At 38.0% G+C, this 23,071-nt stretch carries 24 protein-coding genes and 1 pseudogene; 16 read left to right on the forward strand and 9 right to left on the reverse strand.

The genetic code is table 11. The features are described from left to right. Positions 1–58 precede the first annotated feature (58 nt). The gene (gdhA, locus tag MKY46_RS08185; RefSeq protein WP_058844662.1) at positions 59–1,432 is read right to left on the reverse strand and encodes an NADP-specific glutamate dehydrogenase; all 1,374 of its coding nucleotides are present in this window, start codon (positions 1,430–1,432) and stop codon (positions 59–61) included. Between the two features lie 175 nt (positions 1,433–1,607). Between gdhA and MKY46_RS08190 the strand changes: the two genes are divergently transcribed. Together MKY46_RS08190 and MKY46_RS08195 are read left to right on the forward strand one after the other, a co-directional pair. Then, positions 1,608–2,081 carry a YaiI/YqxD family protein gene (locus MKY46_RS08190; RefSeq protein ID WP_036118254.1) on the forward strand — a complete coding sequence of 158 codons (474 nt, stop codon included), beginning with the start codon at positions 1,608–1,610 and terminating at the stop codon, positions 2,079–2,081. Next, positions 2,071–3,399: a D-serine ammonia-lyase gene (locus MKY46_RS08195; RefSeq protein WP_340833930.1), complete on the forward strand. Its 1,329-nt coding sequence runs from the start codon at positions 2,071–2,073 to the stop codon at positions 3,397–3,399. Before MKY46_RS08190 ends, MKY46_RS08195 begins: the two co-directional genes overlap by 11 nt. A gap of 286 nt (positions 3,400–3,685) precedes the next feature. Here the strand turns inward: MKY46_RS08195 and MKY46_RS08200 are convergent, their stop codons facing one another. Further along, the gene (locus MKY46_RS08200) at positions 3,686–4,855 is read right to left on the reverse strand and encodes a pyridoxal-phosphate-dependent aminotransferase family protein (protein ID WP_340833931.1); all 1,170 of its coding nucleotides are present in this window, start codon (positions 4,853–4,855) and stop codon (positions 3,686–3,688) included. A gap of 138 nt (positions 4,856–4,993) precedes the next feature. Here MKY46_RS08200 and MKY46_RS08205 point away from each other — a divergent pair, with 138 nt between their 5' ends. Further along, on the forward strand, positions 4,994–5,209 hold the full coding sequence (locus tag MKY46_RS08205) for a hypothetical protein (protein WP_340833932.1): 216 nt from the start codon (positions 4,994–4,996) through the stop codon (positions 5,207–5,209). Positions 5,210–5,233: 24 nt separating this feature from the next. Beyond that, positions 5,234–6,049, forward strand: a complete 816-nt coding sequence (locus MKY46_RS08210) for a DUF1835 domain-containing protein (RefSeq protein WP_340835646.1) — start codon at positions 5,234–5,236, stop codon at positions 6,047–6,049. A gap of 28 nt (positions 6,050–6,077) precedes the next feature. On the opposite strand, the gene MKY46_RS08215 is transcribed toward MKY46_RS08210, so the two are convergent. Together MKY46_RS08215 and MKY46_RS08220 are read right to left on the reverse strand one after the other, a co-directional pair. After that, the gene (locus MKY46_RS08215) at positions 6,078–6,575 is read right to left on the reverse strand and encodes a hypothetical protein (RefSeq protein WP_230593752.1); all 498 of its coding nucleotides are present in this window, start codon (positions 6,573–6,575) and stop codon (positions 6,078–6,080) included. A gap of 342 nt (positions 6,576–6,917) precedes the next feature. Further along, complete coding sequence (locus tag MKY46_RS08220; protein ID WP_036118238.1) at positions 6,918–7,544, reverse strand: nitroreductase family protein; 627 nt, start codon at positions 7,542–7,544, stop codon at positions 6,918–6,920. A 216-nt stretch (positions 7,545–7,760) separates the two neighbouring features. On the opposite strand from MKY46_RS08220, the gene MKY46_RS08225 reads away from it, so the two are divergent. Then, entirely contained in the window at positions 7,761–9,791 is a 2,031-nt protein-coding gene (locus MKY46_RS08225) for a methyl-accepting chemotaxis protein (protein ID WP_340833934.1), read from the forward strand. A 37-nt stretch (positions 9,792–9,828) separates the two neighbouring features. Here MKY46_RS08225 and MKY46_RS08230 read toward each other — a convergent pair whose 3' ends face one another. Continuing rightward, the gene (locus tag MKY46_RS08230) at positions 9,829–10,929 is read right to left on the reverse strand and encodes a ferredoxin reductase family protein (protein WP_230593751.1); all 1,101 of its coding nucleotides are present in this window, start codon (positions 10,927–10,929) and stop codon (positions 9,829–9,831) included. A 294-nt stretch (positions 10,930–11,223) separates the two neighbouring features. On the opposite strand from MKY46_RS08230, the gene MKY46_RS08235 reads away from it, so the two are divergent. Further along, positions 11,224–11,712, forward strand: a complete 489-nt coding sequence (locus MKY46_RS08235; protein WP_036118229.1) for a metal-dependent hydrolase — start codon at positions 11,224–11,226, stop codon at positions 11,710–11,712. A gap of 42 nt (positions 11,713–11,754) precedes the next feature. On the opposite strand, the gene MKY46_RS08240 is transcribed toward MKY46_RS08235, so the two are convergent. Continuing rightward, the gene (locus tag MKY46_RS08240; protein WP_080717026.1) at positions 11,755–12,576 is read right to left on the reverse strand and encodes a squalene/phytoene synthase family protein; all 822 of its coding nucleotides are present in this window, start codon (positions 12,574–12,576) and stop codon (positions 11,755–11,757) included. Between the two features lie 229 nt (positions 12,577–12,805). Here MKY46_RS08240 and MKY46_RS08245 point away from each other — a divergent pair, with 229 nt between their 5' ends. Continuing rightward, positions 12,806–13,540 carry an SDR family NAD(P)-dependent oxidoreductase gene (locus MKY46_RS08245; RefSeq protein ID WP_036118224.1) on the forward strand — a complete coding sequence of 245 codons (735 nt, stop codon included), beginning with the start codon at positions 12,806–12,808 and terminating at the stop codon, positions 13,538–13,540. Positions 13,541–13,955: 415 nt separating this feature from the next. Beyond that, the gene (coaW, locus tag MKY46_RS08250) at positions 13,956–14,792 is read left to right on the forward strand and encodes a type II pantothenate kinase (RefSeq protein ID WP_036118221.1); all 837 of its coding nucleotides are present in this window, start codon (positions 13,956–13,958) and stop codon (positions 14,790–14,792) included. Between the two features lie 68 nt (positions 14,793–14,860). Here the strand turns inward: coaW and MKY46_RS08255 are convergent, their stop codons facing one another. Together MKY46_RS08255 and MKY46_RS08260 are read right to left on the reverse strand one after the other, a co-directional pair. Beyond that, positions 14,861–15,502: a DUF3885 domain-containing protein gene (locus tag MKY46_RS08255; RefSeq protein WP_036118218.1), complete on the reverse strand. Its 642-nt coding sequence runs from the start codon at positions 15,500–15,502 to the stop codon at positions 14,861–14,863. Between the two features lie 95 nt (positions 15,503–15,597). Then, positions 15,598–15,807, reverse strand: coding sequence for a hypothetical protein (locus MKY46_RS08260; RefSeq protein ID WP_036118215.1), 210 nt, complete (start codon positions 15,805–15,807; stop codon positions 15,598–15,600). A 315-nt stretch (positions 15,808–16,122) separates the two neighbouring features. On the opposite strand from MKY46_RS08260, the gene MKY46_RS08265 reads away from it, so the two are divergent. The 3 genes from MKY46_RS08265 to MKY46_RS08275 all read left to right on the forward strand — a co-directional run bounded on the left by MKY46_RS08265 (position 16,123) and on the right by MKY46_RS08275 (position 16,903). Beyond that, positions 16,123–16,347 (forward strand): hypothetical protein, encoded by a 225-nt coding sequence (locus MKY46_RS08265; RefSeq protein WP_004269369.1) that lies wholly within the window; start codon positions 16,123–16,125, stop codon positions 16,345–16,347. A 14-nt stretch (positions 16,348–16,361) separates the two neighbouring features. Beyond that, positions 16,362–16,493: a hypothetical protein gene (locus tag MKY46_RS08270; RefSeq protein WP_255358822.1), complete on the forward strand. Its 132-nt coding sequence runs from the start codon at positions 16,362–16,364 to the stop codon at positions 16,491–16,493. Positions 16,494–16,576: 83 nt separating this feature from the next. Further along, positions 16,577–16,903: a DUF3889 domain-containing protein gene (locus MKY46_RS08275; RefSeq protein ID WP_036118210.1), complete on the forward strand. Its 327-nt coding sequence runs from the start codon at positions 16,577–16,579 to the stop codon at positions 16,901–16,903. Between the two features lie 34 nt (positions 16,904–16,937). On the opposite strand, the gene MKY46_RS08280 is transcribed toward MKY46_RS08275, so the two are convergent. Continuing rightward, the gene (locus MKY46_RS08280; RefSeq protein WP_036118205.1) at positions 16,938–17,492 is read right to left on the reverse strand and encodes a DJ-1/PfpI family protein; all 555 of its coding nucleotides are present in this window, start codon (positions 17,490–17,492) and stop codon (positions 16,938–16,940) included. Positions 17,493–17,660: 168 nt separating this feature from the next. On the opposite strand from MKY46_RS08280, the gene MKY46_RS08285 reads away from it, so the two are divergent. The 5 genes and pseudogenes from MKY46_RS08285 to MKY46_RS08305 form a co-directional block, all read left to right on the forward strand. After that, positions 17,661–18,059 carry a MarR family winged helix-turn-helix transcriptional regulator gene (locus tag MKY46_RS08285; RefSeq protein ID WP_036118202.1) on the forward strand — a complete coding sequence of 133 codons (399 nt, stop codon included), beginning with the start codon at positions 17,661–17,663 and terminating at the stop codon, positions 18,057–18,059. Between the two features lie 5 nt (positions 18,060–18,064). Next, positions 18,065–19,255, forward strand: coding sequence for an MFS transporter (locus MKY46_RS08290; RefSeq protein WP_419185179.1), 1,191 nt, complete (start codon positions 18,065–18,067; stop codon positions 19,253–19,255). A 530-nt stretch (positions 19,256–19,785) separates the two neighbouring features. After that, the gene (locus MKY46_RS08295) at positions 19,786–20,481 is read left to right on the forward strand and encodes a response regulator transcription factor (protein WP_036118196.1); all 696 of its coding nucleotides are present in this window, start codon (positions 19,786–19,788) and stop codon (positions 20,479–20,481) included. A gap of 79 nt (positions 20,482–20,560) precedes the next feature. Continuing rightward, positions 20,561–22,519 (forward strand): sensor histidine kinase, encoded by a 1,959-nt coding sequence (locus tag MKY46_RS08300; protein ID WP_340833937.1) that lies wholly within the window; start codon positions 20,561–20,563, stop codon positions 22,517–22,519. A gap of 189 nt (positions 22,520–22,708) precedes the next feature. Beyond that, positions 22,709–23,014: pseudogene (locus MKY46_RS08305) on the forward strand (IS5/IS1182 family transposase); the annotation flags it as partial. Positions 23,015–23,071 lie beyond the last annotated feature (57 nt).

Genomic DNA, 23,071 nt, shown 5'->3' on the forward strand with positions numbered 1-23,071 from the left:
CATGAAATTAAGAATATTCCCAATTCAAATGTTAGGAAACTGTTAAAAAAAAATGTTATTAATAGATACCTTCAGTAAGCATGCCATCTGCTACTTTGATAAAGCCAGCGATGTTTGCACCAACTACTAAGTTCCCTGGGAAGCCATATTTTTCAGCTGCTGCTTTACTATCTGTATAAATATTTTTCATAATTTGGTGAAGTTTCGCATCTACTTCTTCAAATGACCAAAATACGCGACTTGAATCTTGTGCCATTTCAAGAGCAGATACAGCAACTCCACCAGCATTCGCCGCTTTTGCAGGACCAAATAAAACCCCTGCATTTAGGAATTCATTGATGGCTTCAAGGTCTGATGGCATATTTGCACCTTCACCAATTGCTTTAACACCATTTGAAATTAATGTACGAGCTGACTCTCCGTTAATTTCATTTTGCGTAGCACATGGTAGGGCAATGTCACAAGGAATTGTCCAAATACCTGTACAACCTTCTGTAAAAGTAGCATTTGATCGGTAATTAACGTAAGTTGAAATACGGTCACCTTTAACTTCTTTGATTTCTTTAATAGCTTCTAGATCTAAGCCCTCTGGGTCAAAGATATAGCCTGAAGAATCCGAACAAGCAACCACTTTTGCACCATATTGTTGTGCTTTTTCAATCGCATAAGTAGAAACGTTACCAGAACCAGAAACAACTACTGTTTTTCCTTGGAATGAATCGTTCGCATCTTTTAGCATTTCATTAACAAAATAAACCGTGCCGTAACCTGTTGCTTCTTTACGTGCTAAAGAGCCACCATAGCCAGGCGTTTTACCCGTTAATACACCAGATTCATTTGCTTTTGTTAAACGTTTATATTGGCCCCATAAATAACCTACTTCACGAGCACCAACACCAATATCACCAGCAGGAACATCGACATCTGGACCAATATGACGGTATAATTCAGTCATGAATGCTTGGCAGAAACGCATAATTTCTGAGTCTGATTTGCCTTTCGGATCGAAGTTTGAACCGCCTTTACCACCACCGATTGGTTGCCCTGTTAAAGCATTTTTAAAGATTTGCTCAAAGCCTAGGAACTTAATGATGGATTCATTCACGGAAGGGTGGAAACGAAGACCGCCTTTGTAAGGTCCCATTACATTGCTGTATTGAACGCGATAACCACGATTTACCTGTACTTGGTTGTGATCATCTTGCCATGCTACACGGAAAGAAATAATGCGATCTGGCTCCACGATACGAGATAAAATATTGGCCTTGATATATTCAGGATGCTGTGTGAATACAGGTACTAATGAGATGAAAATTTCTTCAGCTGCTTGTAAAAATTCCGCTTGATGACTGTTCTGTTGTTTAAGTTGCTCAAATACGCCATCTACGTATTCTTTTGCTAATTGCTCGTTGCTAACAGTTGTCATTGTCATAGTTAAAACCCCCATTTAGTTGATAGGTGTATCGTATATCTATTTTTCAAACTATTCAATAAAATACTTTTTAAGTTTGTGAAAAATTGAGCAAGAGAGGTTACGAAAATAATATATTAAAATAATTTTATTTAAAGTGATTTATCTAATTATGAGAAAGGAATGATGCTTTATTGTGAAGGTTCTAATTGACGCAGATGCTTGTCCAGTCGTGGATTTGGCGCTATCTATATCATCTGAATTTGAGATTGAAACTATCTTGTTTTGCGATACATCCCATCGGGTGGAACGTGATAATGTAATAACAATTATTGTACCCAAAGGTCCAGATTCAGTTGATTTTACGCTAGTGAACGCGCTTTCAAAACACGATATTGTTATAACACAGGATTACGGATTAGCTGCAATGGTTTTAGCAAGAGGAGGCTATCCAATTGATCAAAATGGACGAGAAATGTCTGATGAAAATATCGAACGTTTGCTCGATATGCGTCATGTTGGTCAAAAAATTAGACGGGCAGGAGGAAGAACAAAGGGACCTAAAAAAAGGACACAAGAAAACAATAATTCGTTTGAAATGAAATTTCGACAAATTTGTGAACGAGCAATTTTAGCTCATAAAATGGAGGAATCTACAGGTGAAAAATGAACGTAAACGCGAACTATTTCAGCAATATCCACAGCTAAAGGAAATAGCAAATAAGGGCACTGTATTGTGGGAAAATACAAATTGGATGGAAAAACCAGAAACAAGACTCTTTACTATGGCCGAAGTCGAGGATGCGGAAAACACACTACAACGATTTTCTTCTTATTTAAAAGTGGCATTTCCTGAGCTCGTAGAAAGTGATGGCCTAATTGAATCCACGATTCAGGAGATTCCAGCGATGAAAAAGGCACTTGAACAAAAATACGGTGTGTCTATACCAGGTCACCTGCTATTAAAATGCGATCATGCGCTACCCATCTCAGGCTCAATCAAAGCACGAGGTGGGATTTATGAAGTATTAAAACATGCAGAAAGGCTAGCGGTGGCAAGTGGAAGGCTCAAAGTAGAGGATGATTATGCACTTTTAGCAACAGAGGCATTCCAGTCGTTTTTTCAGCAATACACGATTGCAGTAGGCTCCACAGGAAATTTAGGTTTAAGTATCGGCATTATGGGCAAGAAGCTCGGCTTTAATGTCGTTGTACATATGTCGAGTGATGCCAAGGAATGGAAAAAAGCCTTGCTCCGAGAGAAGGGAGCTACTGTAATTGAATATGAGGCTGATTACAGTGTAGCCGTAGAACAGGGTCGACAAGAAGCTGAGCAAGATCCAATGTGTCATTTTATTGATGATGAAAATTCAAAGGATTTATTTGCAGGCTATGCAGTAGCCGCAAAACGATTAAAAGACCAGTTAGAAAAGAAGAATATTACAGTCAATGAAGAGCAGCCATTGTTCGTCTATTTACCATGTGGTGTCGGTGGAGGACCAGGGGGGGTGGCCTATGGATTACGGGAAATATTCGGCGAGCATGTGCATATTTTCTTTGCTGAGCCAGTCGCCTCTCCTTGTATGACGATTGGTCTAATGACTGGTTTACATGATGCCATTAGTGTGGAGGATATTGGCCTTGACAATAAAACAGAAGCAGATGGTCTAGCTGTTGGTCGTGCATCCAAGTTTGTTGGCAAAGTGATGGAAACCTATATAAGTGGCTGCTATACAGTGTCAGATCAAGAATTATTTACATCATTAGGGTTAGCTATGGACAGCGAAGCATTGTTTTTAGAACCATCGGCAAATGCCGGAATGTTTGGCGCTATCCGCTTACTCCAAAAAGATTCGTCCTATTTCGAAAAGCACAACCTCGTCAGCCACCTATCGCAAGCCACACATCTTGTGTGGGCAACAGGTGGCAGTATGGTCCCTGCCACAATGCGTGCCGCTTATTTGGCGAAGAGCAGGGAGTTGGATTAAAGGCAGTGCTTTGTTTTGATTGGGGGGATGATGGTAGTAGATTCGCTCCATTTTGATGGAGGAAGTGGGAATGCCTGTAAAATGTACTGGACCCGCTCAAGAGGAGAGTCAAGTGCTCAAGAAGTATACTGAACCGCTCAAAAAGAAGGTCACAATGCTCGCCAAGATGTTACCTCACTCAAAAAAGGAAAAGCCCTCACCAAGTATAACTAGAACACCGCTCACTGCAATTTCAAAATTAACCAAAAAAACAGGTGGAGAAATTTTTCTCCACCTGTTGGTTGTTTTAACGTTGCAATGCTTTGCGTTGTGCTGCTAGAAATACTTCGTGTGCAGCAAGGACGCCTGCCCCTAGCTCAAAATCGTAGGAGAAGTCTTGGAGGGCAGCTTCCATTAGGGAAACGGCTTGTAAAATGTCACTTGGGAAGCAGTAGCCCATATGACCGAATCTGAAAATTTTCCCTTGTAGATGACCAAGCCCGCCAGCAAAATCTAGATGATAGTGCTGTTTCAGATGGGCTAAAAATTCGCCAAGATCGATTCCTTGAGGGGCCTTGATTGCTGTAATGGTTGGTGACGCGTATTGATCCTCTGTTAATAGCTCAATGTGTAAGGCTTTCATGGCGCTACGTACCATATTTTTCATAAGTTCATGACGAGCTACAGTTTGCGCAAAGCCGCCTTCCTGCTCAATCAGTTGACATACCTCGTGCAATCCATAGATTAGTGTGATGGCTGGGGTATTTGGCGTCATGCTCTTTTCGGCCCAGCTTCGATAGCTTAATAAGTTTAAATAGTAAGCGGGTGTTTGATTGTCCTCGATGACTTTCCAAGCTCTTTCGCTGACGCTGATAAGGGAAAGTCCTGGAGGTAGCATCATAGCCTTTTGAGAGCCTGTCACCAAAATGTCGATGCCCCAAGCATCCATTTCAGCAGGGGCACCACCAATACAGCTTACGCCATCTACAATAACAAGGGCATCTGTTTCGTCGCGGATTACCTGCGCTAAGTCAGCAACGGGGTTTATAATGCCTGTAGATGTTTCATTGTACGTAACAAAAACGGCTTTAACGTTGTGCAATGGCTGTAAAAATGCTCGTAGTTCCTCGGCTGTGCAAGCTTGTCCCCATTCTTTTTCAAGCTTATGTACATGGAAGCCATATTGCTCACAAATGGACACGAAATAGTCACCAAATGCTCCAACGGTAATGACCACAACTTCATCACCCGCAGTGACGGTATTGACTGCCGCAGCCTCCAAGGCAGCTGTTCCACCTGATGGCAAAAGTAAGATGTCCTGTGTCGTACCAAAAACAGGTTTTACTAATTCAATTGTTTCTCGGTATAACGTTACAAATTCTTGACTCCGATGACTAAAAATATCCCGATTCATCGCCAACTGAACCCTTTTTGGTATCGGCGTTGGCCCTGGGTGTCTTAAAATATTTTCATACACATTCATCAATCCCTTTCGTTGTGAATTCTAAATTTTCTAACTATAATAATACCATATTTATGATGATAGCTAGCTGCTATTTTAAAAAATGTTGGAAGAGATTAACATTAAGATGCAATAAAAAAGGGGACTGTACAGATGGAAACAATCATGCATTATCCATATATTTATTTTTTGTACAAACCAAATCAGGTATTGGTATATAAAATTCAAACATTTGAATATATCAAGCTAGCGGATGTGATGGAAAAGGGTGAATGGACGAGCTATGCACTGCAGCCATCTGAATCATTTACAGCTTTTCACCATGAACAACGTCAGCTGCAGGAGGGTTGGACCTTTTGGATGGAGTAGGAACAGCTTTATTTTTTGGTAGAAATGATTAATGACTATATTCAGCAGGTCATGATCACGACTACTGCACAAGCGGTACATATTGTTTGCTCTGAAGCTGTAGCTGGCTCTTTACGAGGGGCCCTTGCTCCACCGAAATATGTTATCGGGTTTCCAGAGGATTTGTCGATCGGCCCTCTCTGGAAACTCGATGAAGAAAGAGGACAGGCATTTCGTCATGAATGGTTAAGGGAAAATATAAATGATGGGTTGGACGATTTTGTCAATGACAATCATTTTAAGAATACGATAAGAGAAATACAGGATATTCCAAGTCATCTACCCATCTATATTTGGTATGGACATAATGCAGAAGAACAATGTGGCCTTCGTTTTTTCCTTTGTTTATTGCGCGATAAAAGCAATGACATCATGCTCATTAACACGGGTGAACAGAATGTGATTAATCGTCAATGGGACATAGCGCTATATGACAACAAGCCATTGACTACTAAAGAACACCTGATGTTTCAACAGCAATGGCAAGATTTGGCCCAAACAAAGGATGTATGCCGTTTATGGCGGCATCAGCGAATACAAGGAGTGTCAGAGAATCACTATGATTCCGTCATTATTTCGATGCTAGGACAACTTCATCATGAACAAGGAAGTATCGATTTTATACAAACAGGCGTATTCCTTTCAGAGCTACTTGTAAGAATGGAAGAACCACCAAATATCTTCTTTTTAGAGTATAGAATTCGAACTTTAGTCTATAGTGGGGAGTTTGAATTAAAGGGGATTCCTAAATCCATGCGACATTATCAGGTGAGATTACGTCAAAAAACCTCTTTAGCCTGAAGGCAATAAAGAGGTTTAACAAGTTGTATTAAGCGGCAACGAATGGTTTGTTCATACGCATTAAACCGTAAATGGCAAAGAATAATCCGCCCGTAATAACCGTTAAAATTGTGTATAGTACAGCCTTACCTGTTTCGCCACACCAGCGATAGAATAGACGATACATGAAATAAATTGAAAAGCCTACCATACCTAGAGAAGCGAGTATGCCGAGAAATGGAATAAACGAAACGATGAACATGCCCGCATAAATAAGCGTATTTTTTAACGCTGTGGCACGTACCGTTTCCCGATTATCCCCACCAGCAGTCAGTAGGAAAAGACTGTATACATTAATAATAGGAATCCAAGCGATATAGGCTACATCTCCAAAACCATTTGTTTTAGACGTCATAAAATAAATGAGTGCACTAATAATGTAGGCGATTAAACCAAGAACAAGAGCTGCTAAAATAAGTATTATAAACAGACCACCCATAGCTGCATCCCAATCATTAGAGTAATAAGAACTATCGTAATTATACATCAGTGAAACCTCCCTTCATTTGAAAATACCAACTAATCATAACAAGCCTAGCCTGTTTAAGCTACAACGAATTTAATGTAATATTTAGTAGAAATCGCACGAATGTACTAGAATATAATTTATTTTTAAGTCTTTGATGATGATTTTTTGAGTAATAAATACAAAAAAAGCAAAAAATATCCTTGTGAAAATTATTGTGCTAGTTTTGGAGAACCATTTTTAGTGTTTTTCATTTGCTTTATACAAAACATTACTATCCTATGATGATAGAAGGTCAGAACATGCCATTGAATTCTAAAAAAAGCCATCCTACTAAAATATAGGGTGGCATTTTTGCTTGGATTAAATGAATTTAGCGATATGCTCTAGCTCAATACGAGAAGAATTATATGCAGGAGCGGCTGCTTTACCAATCGCAATTAAAATGACGGGTACGATATGGTCTTCTAATGCAAAGTGTTGAGCGAAGGCTTCTTTATTAAATCCGCCCATTGGGACTGTATCATAGCCCATGTCTTTTGCTAAAAGCATAATTTGCATAGAAATTAGACCAGCATCAAATGTAACGATATTCTTTAACACTTCTTGTGGAAGCTGAGAATACAAGTTTATCGAGTTATTGATCATTAAATCTTTGGTTGCTTCATCAATATAACCAAGATCAAAGTTTTTCGTATAAACAGCCTCGGCATTTTCGTACATTTTTGTATCGCCTAAAACGGCAATAATCGCTGAGGATGTTTCGATTTGTTCTTGATTGTTTGCGATGGCACGTAATTCTTTTTTGATTGCCTCGTCTTGAATTACTAAAAAGCGCCAAGGTTGTAGGTTGCTAGATGATGGAGCAGAAGTCGCTTCTACAAGTAATTGTTCTAATTGCTCTTGTGGGATTTTATAGTTTTCGTCGTATTTACGAACAGATTTACGTTCATGCATAATTTTATTTAAAGAACTTTTTGTCACTGTCATAATTTTTTGTCTCCTTCATTATATGATGCGTTTTTTACTATACGATAAACGCATTCATTTTCCAAGTAAATTGCTCGAATTAAAGAGTCTTGAAAACAGGATTTATTATCTGCCTATCATTTAAAAAGTTACAAAAAAAATATATTTTTATAGAGGTAATCCATTTATACTAGAAGGTAAATAGAGCAAAAATAACAGGTATGGAGTGACAGACAGATGAAAAAACTATTGGGAAATTTAAAGCTTATGGCAAAAATAGGGATACTTATTCCTATTATTATTGTTTTTCTAGGTGGTATGTCCTTCCTTAATTATTTGAGTGCATCACATGAACTTGAAAGCTCTATTGAAAATGAAATGTCTTTACTGGCAGATGATGTAACGGGCTCTGTTGAGAGCAAATTACATGCGCATATTCAGTTGATTTATAGTGCAAAGACAACGATAGAATCAGCTGACAGTATGATGACGAGAGAGCAATTTATTCGCTATGTACAGCAGCTATTGCCATACAATAAGGAAACTTATGGTATGGGGTTATGGCTAGAGGAGGATGTGGCAAAGGGGGAAATTTTTGGCCCGTATGCCTATAAAGAAGGAGAAAAAATTGTCTCTACGGATACGTATGAAGATCCAGCCTATCATTTTCATGAGCAGGAATGGTACCGCAACAGCATCCACTCGAATAGCATTGTCCATACAACACCTTATTTTGATGAGGCCTTAGGAGAAATGTTTATTTCATTTGGCACACAAATTGTGAAAGATTCTAAGCCAGTGGGGGTTATTACAGGGGATTATGTGTTAGATTCTATCCAATCCATTGTCTCTGATGTGCAAATTCGACAGAGTGGCTATGCCTTTTTAATAGATGATAGTGGGAATTTTTTAACGCATCCTGATGTAGATAAAGTAAATAAAGAGACGATTCAGCAATTTTTAAATATTCCTGTTGAGCAGCTAGCTGAGCAGAAAAAGCTAATACAGACAACGATTGATGGGAATGACTTTACGCTACAATATCAGCAAATTCAGAACATGCCGTGGAAATTGGTTTTACTTGTTCCTACAGATGAGCTTTACAGTGAGGTACAGGCGATGCTTCAGCAGCAAATCGTGATTAGTGTATTGCTTATTGTCCTGATCACCATCATTATTTATTTCCTTGCTCGCTATATACGTACGGAAGTGAAAACGATGAATACATATTTAGGCTACCTTGCTACGGGTGATTTAACGAAAAAAATGGCCATTCATACAAAGGATGAATTTGGTGAAATGGCACAGTACTATAATGAGTCTGTGGAAGGGTTAGGGTCTATGATACAGCGCATTGTTGCTGAAACGGAGACAGTTGCCTCCACTGCCGAAGAATTAACAGCCAGTGTACAAGAGGTCAGTAAAACCGTCACGGAAGTAGCTGTTTCTATGCAAAATGTGGCTGAAAATACGAGTTCACAGCAGCAGGTGAGTGGTCAATTAGCAGGTGTCACAACACAATTAGGTGATGACATGAAGACTGCCATGGACGATTTACAAGAGGCAGTGCAAAAGTCGGTAACAACCTCTCATCTAGCTACAGGGGGCTCGCAAAAAATACGGGCTTTTGTGGATGACATTGTCCAGCTTCATGCACAGGTAGACAGCAGTGCTAATCTGGTGAGTAGCCTGAAAGTGCAATCCGCTCAAATTGAGCAAATGAGTCAGCTTATTTCTGCTATTACTGACCAAACCAATTTATTATCTCTCAATGCGGCTATAGAGGCGGCACGAGCAGGCGAGGCAGGAAAAGGTTTTGCCGTTGTAGCTGGTGAGGTTAAAGCACTTGCTGAACAGACAAGTAGAGCCTCTTTAGACATTGCGAAGGTCGTGCTGACGATTCAGGACCAAATGAATGAGGCGGTGGACATGATGGAGCAAAGTCGAAAAATTGCTCACCAAGGTATTGGTTCTGTCCAGCAAGCAGGTACTACCTTTGATACGATTGCTAGTGCCATTGAAGGGCTCCAGATGACGATACGAGAAACGAGTAATACAACAGTAGATGCTTTTAAAAACTTGCAGGAAGTGACAGCACAAGTGCAGATGATTAACCAACAGGCGATGGCAACAAATGATCATACATTAAATGTTTCGGCCATCACTGAGGAACAAGCCTCCACCATGAATGAAATGGCTGTAGCCTCTGAGCAGTTAGCACAGCTTGCTCAAAATTTGCAGGAAGAAACAGCTGAATTTACTGTCTAATAGTAGGGCGTACATCGATAGGAAGATGTACGCCTTTTTAGGATCTAAATGAAAAAGCTTCCCACTCCACGCTTTTTGTAGGCAGAGCCGATTTGAATTGTTTAATCATTTTTGGGGGTCCACAAATAAAAACACTTGTTTCAGCAGATAGTGACAGCTGATGGAAGGATAGCTTTTCTTCATGAGCTGTATTAATAAAGGTGACAGTGAAATGATCGTTCATTCGAGCATAGCTCTGTAGAAAATCTTTGTAGATGGCATTGTCTTGACCATGGAAGGAATAATACAAGTCAATTTTCTTATCAGGCTTTGTTTGTAAATAGGCAAGAAAAGGTGTAATGCCCATGCCACCAGCAATCCAAATTTGCTGATTGGCCACTCGATCAAAGTCAAAATGACCATATGGCCCAGCTATGGCAACTGGTGTATTGAATTGAAGATCGTTGTAGAGCTGTTTCGTATAATCTCCAATGGCTTTGATTGTTACCGTGATTTGTTCGCCATTACCACCAGTAATAGAGAAGGGGTGTGGCGCTTTTTCGATACCCTCTTGAAAAATTTTTAAAAAGAGAAATTGTCCAGGTCGATAGTCGAGTTTTTTTGTGAGTGTCAGCTCAACTTCAATCACATGGGCGTTCAGCCTTTGAATGGCTGAAACATGACCTGTATATGGAAAGAACATATCTTGATACATTGTCAACATATACAGAGCAGACATAAAACCAATCGTTGTTGTCAGTGCTGTGAAAATGCCTAAAGGAGAAGGTTGTAATAAATCATATTGGCTAGAAAAATAAGCATGATAAATACCGAAAGTATAAGGTACAAGTAGTAAACGATGTAGCCAGCGCCAATGCTCATACTTTAAAAATTTTGCAATGAACGCTAGGACAATCAGGGCAATAAAGCCATATTGGGCAAGCTCACCAAGGTTTTTAGCGAAGTCTTTTAGTGAGGTTTCTTGTATGACTGCCTCATCAGGAATCATTTTCTGCAACTGACCATGCAAGAGGATGAATCCAAGTGAAAGGATTGCGAGTAATTTATGATAAAAATAAACATGCTCAAGACTAGAAAACCAACGCTCTAACAGTTTCATTCTGGTAGCTAATAAGAACACAAGAAATAAACTAGTCATGGCTAAGCCTCCAATGAGATGGCTTAGTATGTTCAATGGATGGATGGGCTCCATAGGTGTAGCGACATACCAAAGAAAAGCACTAGTGCCCATTATGCAAAAGATAAAAAGTAGTCCTTTATAAGCTCTCATATATAACCTCCATCCCTATTTTTATCCATATTCTATATCGCTATACAAATAATGAGTTGAAAAATATTTTCGAGCGTATGTTCGGAATGTACGTTCCCTTTCGGGCGGAATTATGGTACAGTAAGAAGGAAAAAATAGAGAGAGAAGGAGTGGAAGTAATTTATGCAAGGGAACACCCATATTGTTGGGGGCATCACAGCAAGTCTCGCCTTTGCACAGTTTTCAAATGATAACCCACTTGTCTTAGTAGGGGCAGGTGTTATCGGTGCATTACTTCCAGATATATGTCATAGAGGTAGTAAAATCGGTCGAACATTTCCCATCCTAGCGAAGCTGGTTAATACAGTGTTTGGACATCGTTCCTTTACACATAGTTTGCTTTTCCTATTGTTCGTTATGGTGGCGTTACATACTTTAGTTCCTTACAAAGCAATTTCCATTGGGATTATTATAGGGATGGCTAGTCATATCCTGCTTGATATGTGTACAAAAAAGGGCGTTAAACTATTTTTCCCAGCGACTGTATCCATTCGTTTTCCACTTACAACGAAAACGGGTAGCAAGGTGGAAGGGATCGTACTTATGTTGCTTTCGATGCTGTCCATCTATTTGAGCTATGAATTGATTGTCGAATTTATAGATTCGATATAAATTAAGAAGAGCCCCAGTATTGATTTACTGGGGCTTTTGATGTTAGTCAGCTTGTACCTCTTCCACAGTTTGCTCTACTTCGGCGCGCGTCATTTTTTCTCGACCTTCTTGCATCGCCTTCAACGTTTTGTGGGCTAAGGCAAGTGGAAGGCGGCAAAACAGCAGAATGGTACGTTTATTAATATCTTTCATATAGAGGTCTGCTTTGGCTAAATTTTCTTCAGCATAGACAAACAAATCTTCGCGTGTCCATCCATCAGGCACGAAGTTGACACCACGTTCATCTAAATCCTCATGCTGATTACGTAAGATGTTGACAGCCTGGAGTCCACGACCATAGCCTATTGCTAGCTCACGATCAGTTTGAACGTTGGCACCCCACTCCCAAAGCTCAGACAGCATCGTCCCTACAAGCCCTGCCACGTAGTATGTATAATCATCTAAATCCTCGCGTGTATGCACCTGCCAATTGGCCTTTGCCCATTTGGCCATACCAAAAGCCATTTCGCTTGTGGAAGCCTGAACAATTTTTCGCGATTCCTCAGGGCAAAATGTTAGCCAATCTGCTAATCGAAGGGATACTTCTGGCAGTTGATCGGCATAAGGTGCTAATAATGCTTGATAAGCTTCTTTATTAAATGTGTCCTTTAATAATTCACTTGTTGCGGACAATAAATTAAATTTCACATCATTCGAAAGCTGTTCATGATCTTCAATTTCATCAATGGCACGCATGGCTAAATAGGCAGCAGCCACCGATATCTTTAAATCATTTTTTAAAAAAGTAATAGGTATATAAAACGTGCGGCTTGTATCTTTTAAAACCTGCATCGCTTCTTTGTAAAGTCTTTTTTGTTCGTTCACTTGTATTCCTCCGTTCAAATGGTTCCATATCTATAGTATATCGTATCGTAAAAAAAGGGAAAGATAAAACAGATTGTTCATATTTAGAGAGATATTCTTTGAAAACGATTACTACAAATGATATAGTTTAATAATAAACTATTTAAATCTATACTTTTATGGTGGTCAATAAGAGTGGATTTATACTAGTATAGCTACATCAATTTCAAATGAGAGGAAGTTTAATGAAATGGGACGTTTAAATAATAAAATTGCTATGATTACAGGCGGCGCTTCTGGTATGGGTGCAGCGATGGCTAAACTGTTTGCACAAGAAGGTGCTACAGTAATTGCAGCTGATATTAATGAAGAAAACTTAGCAAAAATTTCTGAGCTAGAAAATGTAGAGGGAATGAAATTAGATGTTTCCTCTGACGAAAACTGGGCAGATGTAACAAAAGCAATTGTTGAAAAATATGGTCGCATTGATATTTTAATTAACAATGCGGGTATTTCATCAGAAAAAGGACCCGATCAAATTACACAGGCAGACTGGTCAATTATGCATAATATCAATGCATTTGGACCATTTCTTGGCATTAAACATGCTGCGCACTATATGAAAGAAGCAGGCAAAGGCTCCATTGTTAATACATCGTCTTACACAGCGATTATTGGGGCAGGCTTTAATGCCTATACAGCCTCTAAAGGTTCTTTACGTGCGATTGCTCGTGCAGCAGCTTCAGAGCTTGGTGCTTTCAATGTCCGTGTGAACACGGTATTCCCTGGTGTCATCGAAACACCAATGACAGCCAAATTATCAGAAGCAAAAGAGGCAATGGATATGTTAGTAAGAGCTACACCAATGGGGCGTCTTGGTCAACCAGAGGAAGTAGCAAATGCTATTTTATTTTTAGCATCAGACGAGGCTTCTTACATTACGGGTGCCGAGCTTGTCATTGATGGTGGCTATTCAGCACGCTAGTTAAATATAGTAATTGAAAAGTGGAAATGCCTGTTCAAGCAGTGCATTTTCACTTTTTTTGTTTTTTTAGTAGAATGATGATAAAGCTTTAGAAATTCGTCAAAAAACAGCTATTGATTAGATAAATTTTGATATTTTTCGTGATTTTTTCAAGAAAGTGTACGAAGTTATTGCACAATCATTTCAACAGCGTTAAAGTTTAGAAAGGGCAAAATGTCATTACACGATTTGGGGGACTGTACTGAGCGTTTAGCTTTTGTACGAACAAAATCAGGAGTCAGGATTTTGGCATACATAACTCCTTGCAAAATCCTGGATACCAAAGAGGGCATGAATTTGATGAATTGCCTGAATCATAGCGTAAACCGTCATCATAGTATGAGAAAATTACGTAATAAAAACAAAGGAGAATTGTATGCCAAAGGCTATAGGTATTGATGCAGGCGGCACATTGACAAAGGTTGCTTATTTAGATCAAGACAATGAACTTGTGTTAACAACCTTTCCGTCGAATGATTTGCAATCTGTCACAAAATGGATTATTGATCATCCAGATATTGAGGATATTGGTGTTACGGGGGGACGTACAGAGCAATTACTTGATGTCATTAAAACAATGAAATCGATTCATTATATAGTGGAATTTGAAGCTACATTAAAGGGTGTCCGATTTTTGCTTAATAAAGAAGGCTACTTTTTTGAGCGCAGTATGATTACCAATATTGGGACAGGTACGTCCATTCATTATATGGAAGGTAATACACATATTCGCGTTGGTGGGACAGGCGTTGGTGGTGGGACACTAATTGGTTTGTCAGCGCTTACAACGGGCATTACAGATTACAATGAAATCCGTGAAATGGCTGCCAATGGCAATCGTGAAGGAATCGATCTATTGGTCAAGGATATTTATCAAGGTATGGATACACCGATTGACGGTCATTTAACGGCTAGTAATTTTGGGAAAGTAGGCATTACAAAGTCGATAAAGCATCCTGCTGAGGATATTATTGCGACCGTTCAAGGACTAGTAGGCGAAGTCATTACAACACTCAGCATTCAATATGCGGAGGAAAAAAATGCACAGCATATCGTTTATATTGGCTCCACATTAAGCAATAATGATCATCTTACCCGAGTGATTGCAAATTATACACGCACGAAAAAGCATACACCTGTCTTTATTAATGACCATGGCTTTTCTGGTGCTGTCGGAGCATTACTTAATATTACAGAATATACAATTGTCTAACGATTTAAGGACATAACATATTGTATGACAACTAGTTATGTCCTTTGTTATTCAACTACAATAAGAAGTTATTTAAACACTTTATCTATTTTGTCTTTATCATAATCTAATATCCAGTCATTGTATGTATAATAAATGTCTCGTATAGATTCAGGTGAGGTAGCAAGTAAATCACAGCCTCTATCATCGTAAACGTGAAAAATGGTTTTCTTTTTGATATTTAAAAAATATATCCTATGAAAAATACTTGGTTGGATTCCTAAATCTTGATTACATACTGCTTTTAACAATGGAATGTACTTCAAATCAGATGTTTTACATGCAAGTGTAAACCTATGTGTTTTATATTTTCCGTCCTCATCATCTTCGGGGAAAATAGAAGACATTTCTGTATGCTTCAATTTATATAAGACTGATTTATCATAGATATATGGAGAAAAAATTCTCGCTTTGTGCTGATAGGTTTTTCTACCTCCAAAATCATTGACATCTACTACCATAAAAATTTCCTCGTCTTGTAAATGTAGTGCTTCAAACAGCGTGACAGCCCTTTTATAAACCTCCTGTATATAAAGACGATCTTCATAATCGCAATCTCTAGCTCGCTCTACCCCTAGTTCGAACCGTATGCCAATTTCCCAGTTATAAAACAAAGGTGGTCTAAGAAGTAAGGAAGGAAAATTTTCATTCATATAGTCATTTAAAAGCATATTTGCACCTCAACTTTATTTTTAAAATTTTACCTTTAACAAACCGCCAGAATAATAGTCAAAGAAGAAAATGACTCTACCCATTAATTTAGAAATTATATTTCGCTTTCGTTACTGCATTGGGGTAGATGATCAATTTGCCAGTTAGCATCTACAAATTCAATATTACTAATATAAGCATTTATCAATTTTGTTTTACCTGAACCTATTCTACCATTTAAAAATTGAGCTAGGAAAGTATTGATAACTCCTCCGAAGCTACTATTAACAGCTTCCATGCTACTAACGATTTTTACATAATCCATTCATAACACCATCATTTAATCCCAACGCTTGTAAATACATAACCATGAGAAATCTCACCATTGGGATTTTTAAGATAATCAATTGGTGTCGAAGAATTAATTGGTATTATATACCATTCGTCATAACTCATTCCTGTTGTAGTTTTAAACCTCACTTCTCCTTTTGTTCTCCTGTATTATACATAATATTCCAATTATTCGATATATATTTAACATCAAATTGATCATGTTCATTTTTTTTACAAATAGCGAAGAAACTTACCTACATGAAAACATCTCGAACTGAACAAATTAGGTAGTAGGAGGTGAAGCTACGTGGGAAAGCGTAATAATCGAAACAACAGTAAAACCATGAATATGAGAACACATAATCCTTTTGGCACTTACAAAAGCAAAGACCTCGATCGAAGTAATAGCAATAATAACAACCCAAATGATAACTTGAATGAAGAGTTCGCGGCAGAATTTGATGCAAAGGCTAAAAATAAAAACAATAAAACGAATCATGATAAAAACCAACAGTCGAATAAAACAAAATAGTGGAGGTACAAATCATGGCAAAAAAGAATAAGACAAGCTTTAAAAAGAAAAAGAAGGAAGATACACATAAAAAGAATGATCGTGAGGAATATTCAGCAGAATTTAATCAGGTCATTCATAATAATCCCCAACAGCCAAAGCAATAAACACAAGCTGCTCCAAAGTCTTTTGGAGCTCTTATTTTTTACTGTTTGTGCTGCTTTATACAGTCAAAAAGGGAGTGATTCAAGTGAGAAAATTTTATTTACTTGGGCTTCTTTTTGTTTCTCTAGCTATGTTTATACAAATACCAGTGGTTGCCAATGCACAACAAGAAACACCAGCTTATGCAAAATGGGGACAGCTGGCCATCAAAGAGGTAAAGGCGAAATATCCTACGGCTAAAATTGTGGATTATTTGCATGAGGGCAAGGAAGTACAGGGGGCATCAACCATTGAGAAATTTAAGCTTTGGCTCAAGCAGCCTGACAAGGAATTTGGTGTTCATGTCAGAATCAGCTACCAAACGACAACGCAGGAAGTAGAAAAAATTGAATTTCAAGAAAGTACTTCATAAAATAAGGATGCCCTATTTTAGGCATCCTTGTTCTTTAACCCTCTAGCTTTTGAATAAATGCACGCATTAAGCCTGGTAAATCAGGCCATGCATGCCCACTTATTAAATTACCATCTGTGTGAAGGTTGGCATCAATGTAAGTTGCTCCTGCCACCTGCACCTCAGGCTTGCAGGCAATATAGGCTGTTAGCTCACGCCCTTTTAGCACTTCAGGAATGGTCGCGAAAATTTGCGCTGCATGACAAACGGCTGCAATTGGTTTATTCGTTTCAAAGAAGTGGCTTACTAGTGCTGGGACATGCTCATTCAAACGAATGTATTCAGGTGCACGTCCACCAGGAATAATGAGCCCATCGAATTGTGTTGGATCAATAGCAGCAAAAGCAGCGTGGGCCTCTAATCCATAAGCAGGACGCTCGATATATGTATCGACACCCTCTACAAAGTCGTGTAATACGGTTTGTAATTTCTTAGCGGATGGTGCTGCAATTGTGACATCATACCCTGCTTCAAGACAACGATAATAAGGATAAAAAATCTCTAAAGCCTCTACTGCATCTCCTGCGAGTATTAAAACCTTTTTCCCCATGCTTCCATCTCCTTTACATTGTAAATCTACTAAGTTTTATTCGACACTTGCAAAAAATTTCCTGCTTACAGTAGGGCTACCTTTCCAAATTCCTTGCTTTACAAAGGAAAAAATGAAGCGTATAGTATTTATTTAACTAGGTAAATAAATTCGCAGGAGGTAAACAATATGAATCCAATATTTCATGCTTTATTCCAAAAAAGTCGGTATTTAACGAACTGCTTAAATGAAGTATTAAAGCAACATCATTTATATAGCTCCCAATGGGCCATTTTATATTGCTTACATAAAAACGGGCCAATGACCTTAACACAAATTTGGAAATATTTAAATGTGGAAGCGCCCAGTATTACAAGAGCTATTACACGACTAGAAACATTGGGCTGGGTCCAACGATTAGATGGAGAGGATAAGCGAGAAAAAATTGTGACTCTTTCCGCTCTAGGGGAAGAGCGCTTACCAGCGATCACCGTAACCATATTAGCATTTGAGGAAGAAATGGTGGGCTCTTTAACTGTTGAGGAGCAGCAGCAATTTCTGAAGTTATTGGAAAAAATGAAAGGTTGATGGACATGCAGCAAGAAGAAAATACACAAATATGGACGAAGCGTTTCATTAGCCTCTTTTTAACGAATATCTCTGTATTTTTTGTTTTTTATGGACTTGTAACGACTTTGCCACTCTATGCGATTGGTGAACTACATCAGACAGATAAGGAAGCGGGCCTATTATTGTCAGGCTTTTTATTGTCAGCTATTATTGTACGCCCGTTTTCAGGTAAGTTATTAGATGTTTTTGGCAAGAAAAAACTGTTAGTCCTATCTATAGTGGGCTATTTTATCTGTACCGTTTTATATTTATTTATTCATCCGTTTGGACTTTTACTTGGTCTTCGCTTTATTCAAGGGATTTTCTTTAGTATTATCACAACAGCTGCAGGATCTTTAGCGGCTGATATCATTCCTGCTAAACGAAAAGGAGCAGGGCTAGGCTACTTTACGATGTCTACGAATCTAGCTGTCGTCATTGGACCATTTATCGGCTTATTATTAATTCAATATAGTACCTTTAATGTCTTATTCATAGTCATGAGTATATGTATTCTAGCAGGAGGAATTTTAGCATTAACGGTCAATACAGATGATTTACCAAAGCCAGTGCATGAAGGAAAACTAACTTTTAAATTGAATGATTTATTTGAGCGTAAGGCGCTTCCTGTTGCAGCAATTGCCAGCCTCGTCGCTTTTTCGTATGCCAGTGTGCTATCCTTTTTATCGGTCTATGCACAGCAAAAGGATTTAATGGCTGTAGCTAGTCTCTTTTATGCAGTATTTGCAGCGGCAATGCTCATTACACGTCCATATACAGGAAAACTTTACGATACGAAGGGACCGCAATTTGTCATTATTCCTGGCATTATTTCCTTTGCCATCGGTCTAGTCATGCTAGCATTTGTTGAAGGACCAATGTTATTTTTAAGTGCTGCTATTTTTATAGGCTTTGGCTATGGAGCTGTAACGACTAGCTTACAAGCATTAGCAGTTCAATCCACTGCCATTCAACGAAGCGGCTATGCAACAGCAACCTATTTTACGATGTTTGACCTGGGTATCGCACTAGGTTCGTATATTTTAGGAATGGTAGCTGTACAGGCAGGCTATGCTTCTGTCTATTTATCGGGGGCAGGCTTACTGGGGGTTGTCTTTATTATTTATCTATTACGCCTTGCAAAGATGAAACCGAAAAAAGTAGTGCATATATAGTCAAACAGTTGGGGTTGTGCCCAACTGTTTTTATAATTGTCCCAGCCTCATCAAAATAAATTTTGTTCATTTATAAGAAAGATACGATTTATAAAAAGTTTTAATGAGCTCTTTTTCAAAATGAGTATTACTTTTGTCCTTTTTAAATCTAACGAAAACTACTTTTTGTTTACTTATCTTTAATAATGTTGACAATTGTCGGAAATTCTAATCGATTTCTTAAAACGCAGTACTGGTATTGGATTCATGATAAAAATTATATAATAGACGATTAAAGGAGAGCCACCCAAGCATGCTCTCCATTTTTATATTCTTATTTCTTTATCCTAGTCCAACATTAAAGCCTGCAGCTTAACTAAATTTTTCATTTCAAGCTTTTGTATTTAGCATAAAGAATGCATAGAGAAAAGCACTAAGAAAATCTTAAGAATTGATGTCGGAGTTTGTTAAGATTTAATTAGTATTATATCCTTATACGAATCCTATAGGGGTGATGACATGAACCTAAAGTGGTGGAGGAGTGAATGTAGTTGAACATTTTGATTTGTGATGATGATAAAGAAATTGTTAGGGCGATTAGCATTTATTTAGAAAATGAGGGCTATCATGTATTCAAAGCTTACAATGGTATAGAGGCAATCGATCTTATTCGGGATCACGTTATTCATCTTATTATTATGGATATTATGATGCCAAAAATGGATGGGATTACGGCGACGATGAAGATTAGGCAAGATAATATGATTCCGTTAATAATGCTTTCTGCTAAATCGGAGGATTATGACAAAATACTCGGATTAAATATTGGAGCAGATGATTATATGGCTAAGCCGTTTAATCCATTAGAACTTGTGGCTAGAGTGAAATCACAGCTAAGAAGGTATACGACATTTGGGAGCCTCGAGATGAGCAGTTCTGTATTTCAAACGGGCGGACTTGTGATTGATGATGAACAAAAAGTCATTACTGTTGATAAACAAGAGGTTCATTTAACACCAGTGCAATATAAAATCTTAAAGCTTCTGACAGCCAATGCTGGTAGGGTGTTCACGATTGAAGAGATTTATGAAAAGGTATGGAATGTCAGGGCTATTAATCCTGAAAATACGGTTTCGGTTCATATTCGAAAGATTCGAGAAAAAATTGAAATTAATCCAAAAGAGCCAAAGTATTTAAAAGTTGTATGGGGAGTTGGGTATAAGGTTGAGAAAGTTGAGAAGTATTAGTCATGCACTTATAACGAAAATAGTTGTGTTTCTAATTGCCATCGCTTGTTTAATTGGTATAGCGAGGGTAATAATCAACATGGAATTTAATGGAATTCACCTTAGTAGTTTAAATCAAGATAATTATTTTGAAAGCCGAGCATTCGCTGATGAAAGTTACAGCATTATGGCTCCTTTAGCGCAATTAATCGGGAAATATAAAAGTGAAGAATATATTTTAAGTGGTAAAACACTAACAGAAGAGGATAATAGAAGAATCGAAGAGGAATTATATTATGATTTTCGTAATTCTTACAGATATAATTCGAATTTGAGTGAAGAGGAAAATAAGCATATCTATCAAGAAAAATATGCAAATGACATTGCTAGAACAAAAGATGAAAGCATAAATGAACAGGTAAGAAATTTTTATCAGTTACGTAGTACGTTAGAAGCTTATGAAGGAATTGTGTTTTATGCGAGTGACGGTGAACATGAATTTTCCAATAGTGATCTCAAGAAGAAAGAGCAATTTAAATCCTTTGATGCATATATGCTATTTGAGGATTACCAACAAAAGCTTTATCCAAATGAAATAAAAGAAAGTCAATACTTGGGTTACATTACACACGAAGTTGACACGTTGAACCCACAGACAGATGTTATGTATGTGGCGTTTAAAGATTCTTTCTTACAACAAAAAATGGCGGAATGGGAAAAAGATAAAGAGAATGCCCAAAGTTTTCTGAATGAATTCATGGTATTTTTAGCAGGGTTTATTTTATCTTTTGTTTATTTAATCATAGTTATTGGAAGAAGGTCATTTAAAGATAAAGAAATTCATTTCCATGTCATAGATAAACTCTATAATGATTTCAATATTGTGCTAGTTGGTTGCTTAACAGCGATGTGGATCACCATGATTGTTGAAGTGTTCCATGATATGTACATGTTCTTCACCGTGCCTATTTTTATCATTGCCTTACTATTGATTTTATCGCTCGTAAAGCATATTAAAAATAGATCGTTATTTCAGCATACACTGCTCTATCAAGTTTTCAAAAAGCTATTTATTTGGGTGAAACATGTTTTTGACAGTGGTAGTACAGGCGTGAAAATTGTGCTACTAGTCATTGGCTATCCATTAGTTGTAGCGGCAACATTTTTTATATTTCCCATTACGATAGGTGTAGCTGCCTGGTTGGCGATGCGAAAGGTGAAGTCATTTAATCGCATTAAAGAGGGCGTAGAGCAAATTAAGAATGGGGATCTTCATCATCGAATTGAAGTCGATGGAAAAGGGGAGTTTAGTCAACTTGCAGAAAATATTAATCGTATTACAGATGGGTTAAAAAAGGCAGTGGATAGTGAAATCAAGAGTGAGCGTTTAAAAACAGAGCTTATTACGAATGTTTCGCATGATATCAGAACGCCTTTAACATCAATTATTACGTATGTCGATTTATTAAAATTAGAAAACGATCCTGAAATGATTGCTGAATATGTAGACGTGTTAGATCAAAAGTCGAAAAGACTCCAGCACTTAACGGATGATTTATTTGAAGCGGCTAAAGCATCAAGTGGTAGTATACCTGTCCAGTTAGAGCGGATTGATATCGTATCATTACTAACACAAGGAATCGGAGAAATGGATGAAAAAATTGAAGCCTCGTCATTAGATTTTAAGTTAGCCCATCCAACAGAAAAGGTGTATGTGAAGGCTGATGGTAAACTTCTATGGCGTTCCATCGAAAACTTATTCTCGAATATTTTTAAATACGCACAGCCTACATCAAGGGTATATATTAGTGTTGAAGATTTAGGGAATGAAATACTTGTGACATTTAAAAATATTTCAGCATACGAATTAAATATCTCAGTCGATGAGCTAATGGAACGTTTTAAACGAGGAGATGAATCGAGATCAAGTCAAGGTAGCGGATTAGGGTTATCGATTGCTGAAAGCCTTATTCACATCCAGAACGGCAAGTTCTTAGTTCAAGTAGATGGCGATTTATTTAAGGTCATGATTTATCTACCGAAATTTCCAAATGAATAATGTCCTATTCCTTTATGACTGTAGACAAACTCAATGAATTTTGAGTTTGTCTACAGTCTTTTTTCTTTTACAATGAAATAAAGTAAAGCCGTTGATTTCCACTACGGGCGGATGCTTTCCGCGAGCGGGGTCGAGCTGCTTCCCTCGCTTCGTTACTGTCGCTTCGCTTTCGTACAGAAAACATCCGCTCAGTCCATTTTCTATCGTATATTAAAAGAGATTATGCATCAGGGACTCCTCCATGTAGACCATCTATTTATGGATTCTACGCATGTGAAAGCGAGTGCGAATAAACGGAAGTATGATAAAAAGGTCGTGCGAAAAGAAACACGTGCTTATGAAGAGAAGCTTCAATTAGAGTTAAATATGGATCGTGAAGAACACGGAAAAAAGCCCTTTCCCCCAGAGAAGTTTGAAAAGGAAGAATGGAAAGAAATAAAGGAAAGCACGACAGATCCTGAAAGTGGCTATTACGTGAAGGATGAACGAACGAAACACCTCCTTGAAACCGAATAAGAGAGCAACATTTCAAATGATGTTCCTTGATATAAT

Origin of the sequence: Lysinibacillus sp. FSL M8-0355, from assembly GCF_038008985.1 — a bacterium.
Lineage (GTDB): Bacteria > Bacillota > Bacilli > Bacillales_A > Planococcaceae > Lysinibacillus > Lysinibacillus fusiformis_D.